This window comes from Massilia sp. X63 (assembly GCF_041023745.1).
GTDB lineage: Bacteria > Pseudomonadota > Gammaproteobacteria > Burkholderiales > Burkholderiaceae_D > Telluria.
In genome coordinates this window covers 400,047-416,252 of record NZ_JBFTEF010000002.1, presented here as the reverse complement: position 1 = coordinate 416,252, position 16,206 = coordinate 400,047, and the positions used below count along the sequence as shown (strand labels likewise).

Below are 16,206 nucleotides of genomic sequence, written 5' to 3'. Positions count from 1 at the left end.
CCTGACCTCTCTCAACTTAGGGATTGCTTGAAGGCAGGGTCGTGTTGTAGAGCTTGCCGCCGATGGTGACCTTGTCGAGCGTGATGCCGGTGGCGTTGTGCAGGAACCACGGCTGGGCGCCGTTTTTCGGCGTGCCGAAGTCCGAGTCGCTGATGCGCACGCGCTGGATCGGCAGGATCGGGGTGCCGGCCGGGCCGTTGAAGCTGGAGGCCACGGGGCCGAGCAGCACGAAGGCCTGGTAGCACGAGAACTTGCCTTCGCCGGTGTCGACATTGCCGGTGCGGATGCCGCGGATGTCGATGTCCGATACCTGCGGCGGGCGGATGCGCACCGCGTCGTCGCCGGGCACGTAGTCGCAGTCGATGGTGATGATCGCACCTGCGGTCGAGGCCACCGGCTGGGTGATCTCCGCCGTTTTTCCTGCCTCGCCGGGCAACGGCTTGTACAGCATCGGCTCGATCCGGACGCCGTTCGGCAGGCTCACGTCGCGCACGTACAGGTGGCGCAGGAAGCCGCCCCGGTTCATGTTGGTCTTGAGGCGGATCGCGGTATTCAGCGGCTTCCTGGCCCAGTGCGTGTTACGGAACTCGAGCTGCTGCGCATACACGTGCTCGATGCCGCCGGCCATCTCGCTGCCCAGGGTCACGCCGCCGTGGCCGCTGTTCATGATGCAGCGCTGGATCAGGATGTTGCGGGTCGGACCGAAGCCGGTGTCGCGGTTCTTGCCGGCCTTGATCGCGATGCAGTCGTCGCCGTTGTTGAAGCTGCATTCCTCCACCAGCACGCCGTCGCAGGATTCCGGGTCGAAGCCGTCGCTGTTCGGGCCCAGGCTCTCCATGTTCACGCCGCGCATGTGCAGGTCGCGGCAGTTCACCGGATGGTGCAGCCAGAACGGCGCCGCATTCACCTGGTAGCCCTGCAGCAGCACCTTGCTGCAGCCGATCAGTTCGATCATGCAGGGACGCAGGAAGTGGCCGCGCCCGAACACACGGCGCGCCACCGGCACGCCAGCCTCGGACAGGGCCGGCAGGTAGCGCGAATCGGTCTGCCAGCCTTCGCCCTGGATCAGGGCGCGCTGCGCTTCCGGCAGGGTCGGCGCCACCTGGGCCAGCGGCAGGTTGGCCGGATTGGCCGCGATTTCGGTGCGGGTCCTGATCGGCGTGCCGCGGCCTTTCCAGTCCCACCAGCACTCGTCCGGCTTGTCCTCGAAGGGCACGCCGCCCTGGCCGTTCAGGATGCTGGTCCAGTCGGCGCCGGTGAGCGCGATGTTGGTCTGGTTGAAAGCATAAACCATCGGCGAGTAGTTCAGGCAGTCGTTGCCCTGCCAGCGCGAGAGGGTCAGCTTGCCGTTGGCGCCGCAATCGAATTCGCCGTGGCGCGCATAGTGTTCGGGGTTGCTCGAGAAGTGTACGCGCGCACCGGCGGCCAGGTGCACGTGCACGTTCGAGCGCAGCACGACCGGGCCGGCGCAGTACCAGTCGCCGGCCGGGATCACGACCCGGCCGCCACCTTTGGCGTGGCAGGCCGCGATGGCGGCCGCGATCGCCGGATAGGCGTCGGGCGAACCCGGCGCAGGCGTGCGCAGGGTGCCGTTCACGAGCGAGGCGGTCTGTCCCTTGACCTCGACCATGGCGCAGGGCTTGGCGCCGTAGGCGGTAATGGGAAAATCTTCGTCGCGGAAGCGCAGCGGGGTGGCAAAGCGCGCGGCGATGTCGCTGGCGCGCTGCCACGGATCGCCCGCGGTCTGGTAGGGAGAAGAGGTGGCGCAGCCGGCGCCGCCCAGCATCAGGCCGGCGGCGGGGACGGCGCGCAGCAGGGCGCGGCGGCGGGGCTGGAAGTGCATGGCGGCCCCTGCTTATTGCTGGCGCGCGAGCGACACGCGCACCGGGTTGCCGGCGCGTGCGGCGACGTCCTGCGCCAGGCGCTGCCACTGCGCCAGCGTGGTGATCTCGCCGGCGCGGCTCCAGGCGCCGCCGGCGTAGTAGCGCAGCGGCTTGCCGGCGCTGGCCTTGGCCAGGATCAGCTCGTTCAGATTGTCCTGGGCGAAGCCTTCCGCGCCCGGCAGCACCACCGCGGTGCCGAAGGCGCCGTTGCTCTTCTGCTCGACCCACTGCAGCAGCACCGGGCCTTCGCGCTTGACCGCGATGACCGGGTCCTGGCCCTTGTCGCTCGGGTTCTTGTTCAGGCCCACGGCAACCGTGATCGGCGCATTGCCCTCGTACTGGAAAGTGCTGTCGATGCGGTCGAGCTGGTGCCCGGCGTCGACGGTGAAGCGCTTGATCTCGCTGACCGGCTTGCCGGCCGCATCCCAGGCCGCGTAATGCAGTTCGAAGACTGCGCGCACCGGACCATTGGCCAGCACTTTCCACGAGGCGTAATTGACGCTCGTGTAGAGCTGCTTGCCGTCCCACACGCCGGTGCCGCCGGCGCCGCGCGACTTGCCGACCTGGTACATGTCCATGCCCTCGCCCTCGTCGGTGTGGTAATGGTCATGGCCCTTGTTGTACCAGCGGTCGACGATCGGATACGGCACCCGCTTGAACCACAGGTCCAGGCCGCTGGTGACCAGCACTTCCTTGTTCATGCCGGCTGGCGACGGTGCGGCCAGCGCCGGGCCGTAGGTGCGGTGCGCGAGCTTGTCGTTCTCCCAGGCGAAGTCGTCGAGGCGTTCCGGCACGTAGCGGGCGAAGGCCTTCTGGGCGAACACCGGCGCCACCGTGTCGATCTTCTCGACGGTGAAGCCGGCGCTCTTCTCGCCCGGGGCGAAGCTGTGCTGGAACAGCAGCTCGCCGTAGGCGACGCCCACGTTCTGCGGATCCTTGGACAGCGGCGCCACGTTGGTGACCTGGTAGGGCAGCACCCGGCCGCTGGCATCCTTGACCGCGATCTTCTGGATCAATGCGCCGGGCAGGGCGGCGTTCACCTCGCTCCACGGGATCGAGATCGTTTCGGACGGACGCGCGATGGACAGGTCGTGCTGGACGGTGACGGCCAGCCTGTCGGCGGCGTAAGCGTTCAGCGCCGTCGAAAGTAGCGCTGCAAGGATCGGTCGTTTCATGGCTCAGTGGTCCTCGTTCAGTGATGTTCGCGGTAGTCGGTCTTGCCGCCCTTGGGCAGGTAGTGATAGGTGCGGACCTTGTGCTGGATCTCGAAGGCCGGATTGTTGATCATCTTGATGATCTCGGCGCCGGCCAGCAGGGTCGGGCCGTAGCCGTGCAGCGCGTGCACGCTGGTCGGGCGGTTGTAGTAATAGACCATGTCGCCGGCCAGCGTGGTGCCGACGCAGGTGCCCTCGACTTCCCCTTTCGGCGTGATGCGGGTCGACAGGCCCGCCCAGCCGGCCTGCGCGATCGAGCCGTAGGTGGTGGGGCTGACCCAGCCCTGGTTGACGGCATGCGCGATCACGTAGGTGAAGATGGCGCTGGCCGAGGTCTCCAGGTAGGAGTCGTTCCGGTCCAGCATCTGGTGCCACAGGCCGGTGCCCGACTGCAGTTCGGCGATGCCCTTGATCGAGGCGCGCAGCTGGTTCAGCACCGGCTGGTAGCCCGGGTGATCCTTCGGCAGCACGTCGAGCAGGTCGGACATCGCCAGCACCGCCCAGCCGTTGGCGCGCGCCCAGTAGAAGCGCGGCGCATCCGGGTGGTTGGCGTGCCAGCCGTGGGTGTAGATGCCGAGCTGCGGGTTGAACATGCGCTTGGTCATGCCCATCACGTTGTTGACGGCGTCGTCGAAGTGCTTGCGCTCGCCGATCAGGCGGCCCAGCTCGGCCAGCGCCGGGATGCTCATGTACATGTCGTCGGCCCACAGCGAGACTTCCTGCGGACGCTTGCGCGCCATGGTGCCGTCTTCCAGGCGGAACTGCTTGTTGACGACCCAGTCGCTGCAGGCGTCGATCATGGGCTGCAGGTCCGGGCCCACCTTGGCCAGGCGCGCGCGGATCAGGGCCGCGCACATCGAGCCGGAATCGTCCAGCGAGCGCGGGTCGAGGAAGCGCGAGAAGCTGTTGGCCCGTTCGAGGTGGAACTTCTGTTCCTGGGCGCGGAAGTAGGGGAGGGTCTGGTTGAAGAACTGGAAGTGGCGCTGGCTCATCGCCGTGAAGCTGCGGTCGCCGGTCGCTTCCGCCGCCTTCAGCAGGCCCGAGTGGACCACGCCCATTTCATAGACCTGGATGCCGTAGTCGCCCGCGCTGGGTTCGAAGATCGCATCCGCATTCGGCGTCTTCAGGTCGGTGATCTGGTCGCCGGTCTTCCTGTTGATGATCCGGGTCGGCGTGGCGCCGTCCATGTAGGCGCGGATCGACTTGAGCTGGGCCGTGACTTCCGCCACCACCGGCTTCTTGTAGGGCACCGGATAGCTGCCTTCGGCCGGGTCGGTCAGGTTCTTGTTGTCGGTATTGCGGTATTGGCCACCCTGGGCCAGGGCGGGATGGCAGGCGAAGCTGCAGCCTACAAGCACGGCAAGCGAGGCTGCCAGCACGGTCGTCTTCATATGTCTCCAGTCGGCGGAATGATTCGAATCGTTCGTGTACTGATTGTTAAATACGTATTGGTCAGTCCATTCTAATTTGGTCGGACCAAAATCGCAAGGTGGACTAGCCACTGCCGGAACTTGTATGGCATACTGAAAAAGAACCTACCGACCAAGGCAACACATCATGACCACCCAAGTTCCGCGCACAATCCGCATGCAGGCCAGCGACAACGTCGCCATCGTCGTCAACGACGGCGGACTGCCCGCGGGCACCGTCTTCCCCGACGGCCTGACCCTGCTCGAAGCGGTCCCGCAGGGCCACAAGGTGGCCCTGGTCGACCTGGCGGATGGCGAGGCCGTGATCCGCTACGGCGTGACGATCGGCTATGCCAATGGCGCGATTCCGCGCGGCTGCTGGGTGTCGGAGCGCGTGCTGCGCATGCCCGCCGCCCGCTCGCTCGACGACCTGCCGGTCGGTACCCGCGCGGTCGAGGCCGGCCCAAAGCTGGAAGGCTACACCTTCGAAGGCTACCGCAACAAGGACGGCTCGGTCGGCACCCGCAACATCATGGCCATCACCAGCACCGTGCAGTGCGTCTCGGGCGTGATCGACTACGCCGTCAAGCGCATCAAGGAAGAGCTGCTGCCGCGCTACCCGAACGTCGAGGACGTGGTCGCCCTCGAGCACGTGTACGGCTGCGGCGTGGCGATCGACGCGCCGGGTGCCGACATCCCGATCAAGACCATCCGCAACCTGTCGCGCAACCCGAACTTCGGCGACCACGTGATGGTCGTCAGCCTGGGTTGCGAGAAGCTGCCGCCGGCGCGCCTGTTCCCGGCCGGCGCGATCCCGATCGGCAATGCCGAGCCCTCGGTGGTCACCCTGCAGGACCAGCAGCACGTCGGCTTCATGTCGATGATCGACAAGCTGATGCAGACCGCCGAGAAGCACCTGCAGGCCCTGAACGCGCGCAAGCGCGAGACCTGCCCGGCGTCCGACCTGGTGGTCGGCGTACAGTGCGGCGGCAGCGACGCCTTCTCGGGCGTGACCGCCAACCCGGCCGTGGGCTTCGCCACCGACCTGATCGTGCGCGCCGGGGGCGCAGTGATGTTCTCCGAGATTACCGAAGTGCGCGACGGCATCGACCAGCTCACCGCGCGCGCCGCTACGCCGGAAATCGCCCAGGCGATGGTGCGCGAGATGCAGTGGTACGACGATTACCTGGTGCGCGGCGGCGTCGACCGCAGCGCGAACACCACGCCCGGCAACAAGAAGGGCGGCCTGTCGAACATCGTCGAAAAGGCCATGGGCTCGATCGTCAAGTCGGGCACCACGGCGATCACCGGCGTGCTGTCGCCGGGCGAGAAGCTGCAGCAGAAGGGCCTGATCTACGCCGCCACCCCGGCCAGCGATTTCATCTGCGGCACCCTGCAGATGGCCGCCGGGATGAACGTGCACATCTTCACCACCGGCCGCGGCACGCCCTACGGCCTGGCGGCGGTCCCGGTGATCAAGGTGGCCACCCGCACCGAACTGGCGAACCGCTGGCACGACCTGATGGACGTGAACGCCGGCCGCATCGCCAGCGGGGAAGCGACGATCGAAGACGTGGGCTGGGAACTGTTCCGCCTGATCCTCGACGTGGCCAGCGGCCGCAAGACCTGGGCCGAACACTGGAAACTGCACAATGCGCTGGCGCTGTTCAATCCGGCGCCGGTGACCTGAACAAACGAATTTGGCGTTGTTGCGGCTCCACGAATTCGTAGGGTGGGCGGCGAAGCCGCCCACCCTACGAAAAGCGATACGCGGCTGCGGATGGCAGCGCCACAATATCAAGGAGTGTTGTAATGACCGAAGCCAGTAATAAAGCTCTCCCTCAGGGCAAACCCTTCAAACGCATCCTGCTGACCGGCGCTGCCGGCGGCCTGGGCAAGGTGCTGCGCGACCGTATCAAGCCGTGGGCGGAAGTCGTGCGCCTGTCCGACGTGGCCGACATGGGCGAAGCGCGCGAGGGCGAGGAAATCGTCCAGTGCGACCTGGCGGACAAGGAAGCGGTGCTGAAGCTGCTCGAAGGCGTGGATGCGGTGCTGCACTTCGGCGGCATCTCCACCGAGAAGGCTTTCGAGCCGATCATGCAGGCCAACATCCTGGGCGTGGCCAATCTGTACGAAGCGCTGCACAAGGCGGGCACCAAGCGCGTGATCTTCGCCAGTTCGAATCACGCGATCGGCTACCACCACGTGAACACCGTGCTGGACGCGGATTCGCCGACCCGCCCGGACAGCTATTACGGCCTGTCGAAGGTCTTCGGCGAGCAGATGGCGCGCTACTACTTCGACCGCTTCGGCATCGAGACCGTGTGCATCCGCATCGGATCGAGCTTCCCGGAGCCGGCCAACAAGCGCATGATGAGCACCTGGTTCTCGTACGACGACCTGACCGAGATGCTGCGCTGCGCGCTGTTCGCGCCGCGCGTCGGCCACACCATCGTGTACGGCATGTCCGACAACGACAGCGTGTGGTGGGACAACCGCCTGGCCGCGCACCTGGGCTACAAGCCGAAGGACAGCTCGTCGAAATTCGCCCATCTGTTCCCGGATACTTCCGAGTTCCCGGCCAGGGACGACGTCACCACGATGTACCAGGGCGGCAAGTTCCTGCTCGACGGGCCGCAATACTGATCCCATGCTCGACCGGCTTACGCTGCGCAACGCCAGCCTGCTGGCGGAGGTCCTGCCCCAGGCGGGTGGCGGCCTCGCGCGCCTGGACTGGCTGGGCGGCGCTGCGGCCGCGCCGCAGCCGCTGTTGCGCGGCCTGCCGCCCGATGTAACGGATGTGCCGCTGCCCGGCCAGCTGGCATGCTTCCCCCTGCTGCCGTGGTCGAACCGGATGGCGCCTTCGGGCTTCGCCTTCGACGGCGCACGCCACGTTCCCGCGCCCAACCGCGCCGGGGAAGCTTGCCCGATCCATGGCGACGCCTGGCAGCAGCCATGGCGGGTCGCCTCCCACCACGACAGCTCGCTGGTGCTCAGCCTCGACCGCTGGGACGGGGCGCCCTTTGCCTATACCGCCGAACTGCACTACACGCTGGACATCGATGCGCTGGTGGTGGAGCTTAGCGTGCGCAATGCGGGACGCTGCGCGCTGCCCTTCGGGATCGGCCTGCATCCGTGGATGCCCGACCCGGGCGGCGCGCTGCTCCAGGCCGGCGCCAACAGCGTCTGGATGGCCGGCCCCGACAAGCTGCCGGTGCAGCGCCAGGACATTCCGTCCCACTGGCGCTTCGACAATCCGGCGCCGCTGCCGCAGGACGGCGTCGACAACGTCTTCGAAGGCTGGCACGGGGCTGCCCGCATCGCCTGGCCGCAACGCCGCATCGCACTCGAGATACAGGCCGACATGGATTACTTCATTCTCTATGTTCCGCCGGGACGCGACTTCTTCTGCTTCGAGCCGGTCGACCACCCGATCAATGCACACAACCTGCCGGGCTACCCGGGCTTGACGGTGCTGGCGCCGGGCGCCACGCTGCGCCGGCGCTGCGTGTTCCGCGGGGTGGCGCTCGGAGCGGCTTCATGATGCGGCCGTCGGCTTGCCTGCTGCTGGCGCTGGCCATGGCGCCCGCAGCGGCCCAGGCGCCGTACAACGCCGAGACGACCTACCGCAAGCTGGTGCGCGACTATCCGCACATCCGCATCGCCAGCGCGGAAGCGCCGGCGCCGGTCCAGGTGCGCAAGGATCTCGTCTATGCGCAGCGTGGCGAACTGCCCCTGGGCCTGGACCTGTATCTTCCCGCTCCCGGCGGCAAGCCCGCGCCGCTGGTGATGCTGGTGCACGGCGGCGGCTGGGGAAGCGGCCAGCGCTCCAACATGGCGCCACTGGCCGCCCGGCTGGCGGCGCGCGGCTATGCGGCCGCCACCGTCAGCTATCGTCTTTCGGGACAGGCGCGCTATCCGGCCGCGATCGACGACGTGAAGGAAGCGCTGCGCTGGCTGCGCAAGGGCGCGGCCGGTTTCGGCATCGACCCGGCGCGCGTGGCCATCGCCGGCGGCTCGGCCGGTGGCCAGATCGCATCCCTGGTCGGCATGCTCGAGCCGCAGGCGATCCGCGCGGTGGTCAGCATCGACGGCCTGTCCGACTTCACCTCGGAAGAAGCACGCAGGCACGAGGACGATCCAGCCAAGAACCCGTCCGCCGCGGGCGCCTGGTTCGGCGGCCGCTACGCCGAGAGGCAGGCGCTGTGGCGCCATGCCTCGCCGCTCACCCACGTGGGCAAGGACAGCCCGCCTGTGCTGTTCATCGTCAGCGGCGTGCCGCGCTTCTCGGTGGGCCGCGAAGCGATGGCGGCCAGGCTGGCCGCGCACGGCATCGACTCGGATACCGTGGCGCTGCCCGGCACACCGCATTCGTTCTGGCTGTTCGACCCCTGGGTGGCGCCGACCGTCGATGCGATGGCCGGCTTCTTCGACCGCGTGCTTGGTCCCGTCCCGGCACGTGCGCCCTGGTCGCCCGACCTCGGAGACGGCCGCTACCGCAACCCGATCCTGCACGCCGACTATTCCGACCCCGATGCGATCCGCGTCGGCGACACCTACTACATGGTGGCATCGAGCTTCGCGAACGCGCCGGGCCTGCCGCTGCTGGTCTCCAAGGACATGGTCAACTGGGAGCTGCAGGGCCAAGCGCTGCCGCAGCTGGTGCCGGGCGCGCAGTTCACGGCGCCCCAGCACGGCAAGGGCGTGTGGGCGCCCTGCCTGCGCTACCACGACGGCAAGTTCTGGATCTTCTATCCCGACCCCGACCAGGGCGTGTACGTGACCACGGCCAAGGATTTCAAGGGTCCGTGGAGCGCACCGCACCTGCTCCTGCCCGGCAAGGGCATCATCGACCCGAGCCCGCTGTGGGACGAGGACGGCAAGGCCTACCTGATCCATGCCTGGGCCAGGAGCCGCGCCGGCTTCAACAACGTGCTCACGCTGCGCAGGATGGATCCGGGCGGCCGCAGCCTGCTGGACAGCGAAGGCAAGGTGGTGATCGACGGCGACAAGCTGCCCGGATACCGCACGCTGGAAGGACCGAAGCTGTACAAGGCGAACGGCTGGTACTACGTGTTCGCGCCGGCCGGCGGCGTCGAGCAGGGCTGGCAGTCGGTGTTCCGCTCGCGCAGCATCGAGGGACCCTATGAGTCGCGCATCGTGATGCACCAGGGCGACACTCCCATCAACGGGCCGCACCAGGGCGCCTGGGTCACGACGCCCCAGGGCACGGACTGGTTCTTCCACTTCCAGGACAAGCGCGCCTACGGGCGCGTGGTGCACCTGCAGCCGATGCGCTGGGAAGACGGCTGGCCGCTGATCGGCGAGCCGTCCGGTACGCCCGGCACCGGGCAGCCGGTACTCGAACATGCCAAGCCGGTGCCAGGCAGCTTCGCCCGCCAGGTTCCTGCCGTGGGCGACGAATTCGACGGCAAGGCCCTGGGCCCGCAATGGCAATGGGCGGCCAACCCGCAGCAGCGCTGGTACGCGCTCGATGCGCGGCCGGGCATGCTGCGCCTGTACGCGCAGCCGGCGGCGCCGGTACGCGGCCTGGCCTCGGTACTGACCCAGAAATTCCCGGCGCCGGCCTTCGGCGCGACGGCGAAGGTGGTGTTGAACGCACAGCGGGACGGCGATCAGGTCGGCTTCGGCGTCATGGGCCTGGCCAGCAACTGGTTCGGCCTGCGCCGCGTCGACGGCAAGCCGCGCATGGTGCGGGTCAGCTGCGGCCAGGACGGCAAGTGCATGGAAGAGCTGGGCGAGGAGCTGCCGGGCTTCGCGGCGCACCTGCGCATGCACGTCACGGCCGGCGCATATGTGTCCTTCTCGTACAGCGCCGACGGCCTGCGCTACACCCAGTTCGGCCTGCCGTTCGAGGCCAGCATGGGGCGCTGGGTCGGTGCGCAGCTCGGCCTGTTCGCCACCGGGGCGCCAAGCGCCTTTGCCGATATCGACTACCTGCGCATCACGCCCTGAGCTGCCCCGGCCTGCTTGCCGCCCGCGCGCACCCGGTACCAGGCGAGGCCGATCAGCTCGTACATGGCATACCAGGAGCGGCGCATGCCTTCGGCGCTCGGTACCCAGGAGCGCACGCCCTGCGCCTGTCCGCTGAAGAACATGGTCGGCGCCTCGACCACTTCGAGCCCGGCGCGCTCGAAGGCGGCGCGCGAGCGCGCCATGTGCATCGCCGTGGTCACCAGCAGGACGCGGTGCACGCCGCCAGCTTGCAGCAGCGCGGCGCTGTAGGCCGCGTTCTGGGCGGTATCGCGCGACTGTCCCTCAATCCACTTCACCGGCACACCGAAGTCTTCGCGCAGGGCGCTCGCCATCGTATCGCCGAACGAATAGCCGGGATCGCTGCCGCCGCGGTCACCGGCGATGCCGCCGCTCACGAGCACGGGCAGGCCGGTACGGCGCTGCAGGTGCGCCGCATAGCGCAGGCGTGCCAGGGCGGTGGTGTCGGGAATGTCGCGTCCGCCGTATTCGGGCGCATTGCGCAGCTGTCCGGCGGCCAGCACCACGATCGCCTGGGCGCCGCTGCGCTCGGGCGCCTGCAGCGCCGTGGTCATGCGCTCCAGTGGCGTGACGAACCAGTCGGCGACCGCCGTGGTCGAGAGCAGGGCCAGCAGCGCCAGCCCGGTCCCGGCGATAATGCGCCCCGCCCGGGGCCGGCGGCGCCAGACCAGCAGGCCGAGGGCGATCAGGAGGAACAGGTTGGCCGGGGGCAGGATGAGTTCGCGAGGAATCGCGTTGAGCAGGTCGAGCATCGGTATCGGGTCGGGCATCCGTGGAGATCAGTCCGACATCCTAGCGCATCCTGGCCTTGCGCTCAGGCCTGCAGGGTCGTGTTGTAGACTTTGCCCGCGATGGTCACCTTGCTCAGCCTGACGTTGCGCACGTTGTGGATGAACCACGGCTGGTCCGCGTTGACCGGGGTGCCGAAGTCGCAGTCGGTGATGCTCACGTCGCGGATCGGCAGGATCTCGGCCGGCTGGTCGCCGTTGTAGTCGAAGGCCACGGGGCCCAGCAGCAGCAGGGCCTGGTAGCACGAGCGCGGGCCATCCGGCGTGGCGACGTTGCCGACCTTGACGCCCGAGATGTGGACGTGCTCCACCACCGGCGGACGGGTACGCACGTTGTCCGCGTTCGGCGCGTAGTCGCAATCGAAGGTGATGACGGCGCCGGCCCCGGATCCGACCGACTTGGGCGGGATCGGCGAGCCCGGGAGCGGCGTGTAGTACTGGGGCTTCAGGTTGACGCCGTTCGGCATGCGCACGTTGCGCACGTAGAAGTGGCGCAGGAAGCCGCCACGGTTCATGTTGGTCTTGAGGCGGATCGCGGTGTTCAGCGGGTCGGTCGCCCAGTGTTCGTTGCGGAACTCGATGTCCTGCGCGTACACGTGCTGGATCCCGCCCGACATCTCGCTGCCCAGGGTCACGCCGCCGTGGCCGCTGTTCATGACGCACTTCCGGATCACCACGTTCTGGGTCGGGCCGAACTGGGTGTCGAGGTTCTTGCCGGCCTTGATCGCGATGCAGTCGTCGCCGCTGTTGAAGGTGCAGTCCTCCACCAGCACGGTATTGCAGGCTTCCGGATCGAAGCCGTCGCTGTTCGGCCCCATGCTGTCCATGTGCACGCCGCGGATTTCCAGCTTGCTGCAATTGACCGGGTGGTGCTGCCAGAACGGCGACTGGTTCAGCTGGTAGCCTTGCAGCAGCACATTGGTGCAGCCGATGAATTCGACCATGCAGGGGCGCAGGTAGTGGCCGCGGCCGAAGACGCGTTTGGCGACCGGCACGCCCGCTTCCGACAGGGTCGGCAGGTAGGCTTCGTCGGTACGCCACTTGTCGTTCTTGCCTTCCATGAGCGCGACCTGGGCGTCGCTCAGGCTCGGGGCCACCGCACGGACCGAGCTTGGGTTGGCGGGGTTGACGGCGGTCTGGGCCTCATGCTGGCGCGGGCCGGCCTTGCGCTTGCCTTTCCAGTCCCACCAGGTGTCGCCGTTGGCCTGCGGGACGCCGCCCTGGCCGTCCAGGATGCTGGTCCAGTCTTCGCCGGTCAGGGCAATGTTGGTCTGGCCGAAGGCATACACCATCGGCGAATAGTTCAGGCAGTCGTTGCTCTGCCAGCGCGAGAGCACCAGCTTGCCATTCGGGCCGCAGTCGTAGTCGCCGTATTTGGCGAAGTCTTCCGGATCGTTGCTGAAGTAGACATGGGCGCCCTTGGCCAGGTGCACGTTGACGTTCGACTTCAGGACGATCGGGCCTTTCACCAGCCAGTTCCCGGCCGGGATCACGACCCGTCCGCCGCCCGCGGCGCTGCAGGCCGCGATGGCCGCCGCGATCGCGGCGTAGCAGTCCCTGGCGCCCGGCGCCGGCGTGCTGACCTTGCCCTCTTCGTGGTGGGCGACATAAGCGGACACCATGATCGCCTGGCAGGACTCGGCGCCGTAGGCGGTGATCGGGAAGTCGCGCCTGGGGAAGACCAGGGGCTGTTTGAATTGGTCGACGATGCGTTGGGCACGCGCCCACGGGTCATTCCTGGCCGCTGCTGTCGCGCCCTTGGCCGCGAGCGCCGGGCCGGCCACCGTCAGGCCGGCCACCGATGCCGAGGCGGCGCACAGCAGGGAGCGGCGTTGCGAATTGATGGGGCGCGTTTTCATATCGTTTTTCTCGAAGGTCGGGGAATCGGTGGCACGCTGGGGGAGGAAATGCGCCCGGGGCGGATGGAAAACTCCATCCGCCCCGGGGCGGGCAGGACGACGCTTAGAACTCGTAGTCCGCACGCACCGTGAAGGTGCGGCCGATCGGCTTGGCGACGTTACGTGCGAACACGACGCGCGAGCTCAGGCGCTGGTTGGACAGCGGCGGATCTTCGTCGAACAGGTTGTTCACGCCAGCGCCGATCTTCAGCTGCTTGTTGAACTTGTAGCTGGTCGACAGGTTGTAGACGCGGTACGGGGCAATGCGGTTGAAGAAGGGCTGGCCCGGTTTCTGGGTCGGCAGCGCGTTGGTGTCTTCGTAGCTCGACGCATACTGCTGGGTCAGCTGGGCGAAGAACTGGCGATACGACCAGTTCACGCGTGCCTGGTGCTTCCACTTGAACACGTAGGTGTTCGAGGAGGTGGCGCCGGTGGACAGCGCGCCGTTCCTGCCGACGCTGTCGAACCATTCGCCGCCGGCTTCGTTCTGGCCTTCGTACTTGTCGGTGTAGCTGCCGTCCATCGAGAAACCGAAGCGGCCCCAGTGCGAGGTCGGGAGCGTGTAGTTCAGGCTGAGGTCGATGCCCTGGGTACGCAGGCCGCCCATGTTCAGGCGGGTCTTCGTGATGTACTGCAGGGTGCCGTCTGGGTTACGCACGAACAAATCCTGGTACTTGGCGATGTTGTTGAAGATCGTGTCTTCCGAGACCTGGGCGATGGTGCCGGTCATGTCGATCTTCCAGAAATCGACGGTCGCGACGAAGTTCTTGATCGGCTCGACCACGAAACCGACGGTGACGGTCTTCGACTTTTCCGGATCCAGGTCGGGATTGGCGCCGGTCAGGGTCGTCAGGCGCGTGTTGCAGACGCGGGTCGGATCGAGGTTCAGGCCGGCGAAGCGCGGGTCGGTGGTCAGCGTACCGGTGCCGGTCACGCCGGGCGTGGCGCTCGGGCACAGCAGCGGATCGTCCCAGTTCGACGAGGACGGGGTCAGGGTGCGCTCGCTGCCGTACAGTTCCGGCAGGGTCGGCGCACGGAAGCCCTTGCTCACCGTACCGCGCAGCATCAGCTGCTTCATCGGCTGGTAGCGGAAGCTGGCCTTTGGGTTGACGGTATTGCCGAAGTCGCTGAAGTGGTCGGCGCGCACCGCGACGTTCAGGTTCAGTTCCTTGGTGACCGGCGCATCGAGTTCGGCGTACATGCCGGCCACGCGGCGCGAACCGCTCGGGTTGCGGCCCGGGGTGCCGGACACCTTGTAGACCACCTCGTTGCCGAGCATGTTCATGTTTTCTTCGAAGGACTCGCGATGCCAGTCGGCGCCGAGCGCCAGGCCCAGGGCGCCGCCCTTCAGGTCCATCAAGGTGCGCGACAGGTTCAGGTCGGCGCCGTAGTAGCGTACGTCGGCGTTGCGGTATTCCATGCCGTCGGCCGAGATGCTCTCGAGGTAGTCGCGGCCGGCGGCGTCCTGCGGGCCGAACGGGTTCAGGATGCCCTTCTCGACGCCGGCGTACAGTCCCGGGGTGCGCACGAAGTTGTCGCGGAAGCCGATGTTGCGCTGGCTGTAGGCGTAGGAGACGCCGGCGCGGTAGTCCCACCCTTTGATCTGGCCTTCGTCCTGGACCACCAGGCGGTGGTTTTCCTGCTCGTCGTGGCTGGTGACCGGGCCCAGTTCGTCCAGGCTCCAGGTCAGCGCCAGGTCTTCGCCGTTCAGGCCGGCCACGGCCGGCACGCCGCCGCTGCCGCCCGGGTACCACTTGCTGGCCTTGGTGATCATCAGCGGACGGCGCGAGGCCGTCAGGCGGTCGTAGTCGGTGCTGGCGCCGAAGGGCTGCGGTGCGTCGGAAGCGTCGATATACGACTTCGACAGGTTCAGTTCGACGGTAAGCAGGCCGCCGTCGCCGTGCGCCAGGCTGCCCTTGGTGAACAGGGTGGCCTGCTGGGCTTCCGGCAGCAGTTCCGGATAGTAGGTCGGGTCGGTGATGCAGGTCTTGCCGCCGTTGGCGCTGGTGCGGGTCGACGGGATCGTGGTCTGCACCGCGTACGGGGTCACGCAGCCGGCCGCGAAATAGGGGTTGCCGGTGATGCTGGCCGACTTGCCGTTGCGGTAGATGGTGAAGTTCGCAGGCGAGGCCGCGCCGCCCGAGGTGTTCGGGCTGAACGGGGTGCCGCCCAGTTGCGCGATCTTGGCCGGGTCGGTGATGTTCGGGCGGTCGCGCTGCAGCAGCGAATCGCGGCGCTGGATGTCGAAGGCGGTGTAGACGTTCCAGCCGTCGGTGGCCAGGTCGCCCTTGCCGGCCACGATGCCGGCGCGGCGCTGCGCGCCGCCGCCGGAGGCTTCCGGCTGCACGGTGCTGGCGCTGAGCTTTACGCCCTGGATCGATTTTTTGGTGATGAAGTTGACCACGCCGGCGATCGCGTCGGTGCCGTACAGGGCCGAGGCGCCGTCGCGCAGCACTTCAACGCGCTCGATGGCGGCCATCGGCATGACGTCGACGTTGACCGAGCTGTCGCCCAGTGCTTCGTTGGCCAGGCGGCGGCCGTTCAGCAGGACCAGGGTACGGTTGGTGTTCAGGCCGCGCATGTTGATCATGGTGCCGCTGCCGCCGCCGCCCACCGGTTCGTTGGTCGCCCCGACGGTCAGGGCCACGGCGACTTCCGACATCGTGGTCAGGCCACGGTTTTCCAGCTCTTCGGCCTTGATCGTGGTGAGGGGGAGGGCATTCTCGGTGGCGAGGCGCTTGATCGAAGAACCCGTGACTTCGACACGCTGCATCGGCGCTTCCTGCGCGGCTGCAGTGTTCGTCATGGTCAGCACTGCGACAGTGATTGCCGACAGAAGGAAGCGCGGTTGGTTGATGGGTTGGTGTTTCACTGCAAGTCTCCTGCTCAACTGCTCAAATCGGAATTGCGTCCAGGTGTATCCCTGGATCGCGCGAATGGATACGGCGGGTATCCGCGCGGTGGTGACGAAGCCTGGGCCGATGTCACTGCCGACCAAT

Annotated in this window: 10 protein-coding genes; 4 read left to right on the top strand and 6 right to left on the bottom strand. The window is 67.4% G+C overall.

The window, feature by feature from the left end; genetic code table 11:
• Positions 1-16: 16 nt before the first annotated feature.
• From AB3347_RS05970 to AB3347_RS05960, 3 genes are read right to left on the bottom strand one after another with little or no spacing between them, the layout of a single operon-like run.
• Positions 17-1,843 carry a glycoside hydrolase family 28 protein gene (locus tag AB3347_RS05970; RefSeq protein WP_369090863.1) on the bottom strand — a complete coding sequence of 609 codons (1,827 nt, stop codon included), beginning with the start codon at positions 1,841-1,843 and terminating at the stop codon, positions 17-19.
• A gap of 12 nt (positions 1,844-1,855) precedes the next feature.
• The gene (locus tag AB3347_RS05965) at positions 1,856-3,058 is read right to left on the bottom strand and encodes a DUF4861 family protein (protein WP_369090862.1); all 1,203 of its coding nucleotides are present in this window, start codon (positions 3,056-3,058) and stop codon (positions 1,856-1,858) included.
• A 17-nt stretch (positions 3,059-3,075) separates the two neighbouring features.
• Entirely contained in the window at positions 3,076-4,488 is a 1,413-nt protein-coding gene (locus tag AB3347_RS05960) for a glycoside hydrolase family 105 protein (protein WP_369090861.1), read from the bottom strand.
• 166 nt (positions 4,489-4,654) lie between these two features.
• On the opposite strand from AB3347_RS05960, the gene garD reads away from it, so the two are divergent.
• The 4 genes from garD to AB3347_RS05940 all read left to right on the top strand — a co-directional run bounded on the left by garD (position 4,655) and on the right by AB3347_RS05940 (position 10,482).
• Positions 4,655-6,196, top strand: a complete 1,542-nt coding sequence (gene garD, locus AB3347_RS05955; protein WP_369090860.1) for a galactarate dehydratase — start codon at positions 4,655-4,657, stop codon at positions 6,194-6,196.
• Positions 6,197-6,318: 122 nt separating this feature from the next.
• The gene (locus AB3347_RS05950; protein ID WP_369090859.1) at positions 6,319-7,152 is read left to right on the top strand and encodes an NAD-dependent epimerase/dehydratase family protein; all 834 of its coding nucleotides are present in this window, start codon (positions 6,319-6,321) and stop codon (positions 7,150-7,152) included.
• 4 nt (positions 7,153-7,156) lie between these two features.
• Positions 7,157-8,050 (top strand): aldose 1-epimerase, encoded by an 894-nt coding sequence (locus AB3347_RS05945; protein ID WP_369090858.1) that lies wholly within the window; start codon positions 7,157-7,159, stop codon positions 8,048-8,050.
• A complete protein-coding gene (locus tag AB3347_RS05940; RefSeq protein ID WP_369090857.1) occupies positions 8,047-10,482 on the top strand; it encodes a family 43 glycosylhydrolase in 2,436 nt (811 codons plus the stop codon). Before AB3347_RS05945 ends, AB3347_RS05940 begins: the two co-directional genes overlap by 4 nt.
• Here AB3347_RS05940 and AB3347_RS05935 read toward each other — a convergent pair.
• The 3 genes from AB3347_RS05935 to AB3347_RS05925 all read right to left on the bottom strand — a co-directional run bounded on the left by AB3347_RS05935 (position 10,461) and on the right by AB3347_RS05925 (position 16,013).
• The gene (locus AB3347_RS05935) at positions 10,461-11,291 is read right to left on the bottom strand and encodes a YdcF family protein (protein WP_369090856.1); all 831 of its coding nucleotides are present in this window, start codon (positions 11,289-11,291) and stop codon (positions 10,461-10,463) included. The genes AB3347_RS05940 and AB3347_RS05935 overlap by 22 nt on opposite strands.
• Before the next feature lie 44 nt (positions 11,292-11,335).
• Positions 11,336-13,168 (bottom strand): glycoside hydrolase family 28 protein, encoded by a 1,833-nt coding sequence (locus AB3347_RS05930; RefSeq protein ID WP_369090855.1) that lies wholly within the window; start codon positions 13,166-13,168, stop codon positions 11,336-11,338.
• Between the two features lie 103 nt (positions 13,169-13,271).
• On the bottom strand, positions 13,272-16,013 hold the full coding sequence (locus tag AB3347_RS05925; protein ID WP_369090854.1) for a TonB-dependent receptor: 2,742 nt from the start codon (positions 16,011-16,013) through the stop codon (positions 13,272-13,274).
• Positions 16,014-16,206: the final 193 nt, after the last annotated feature.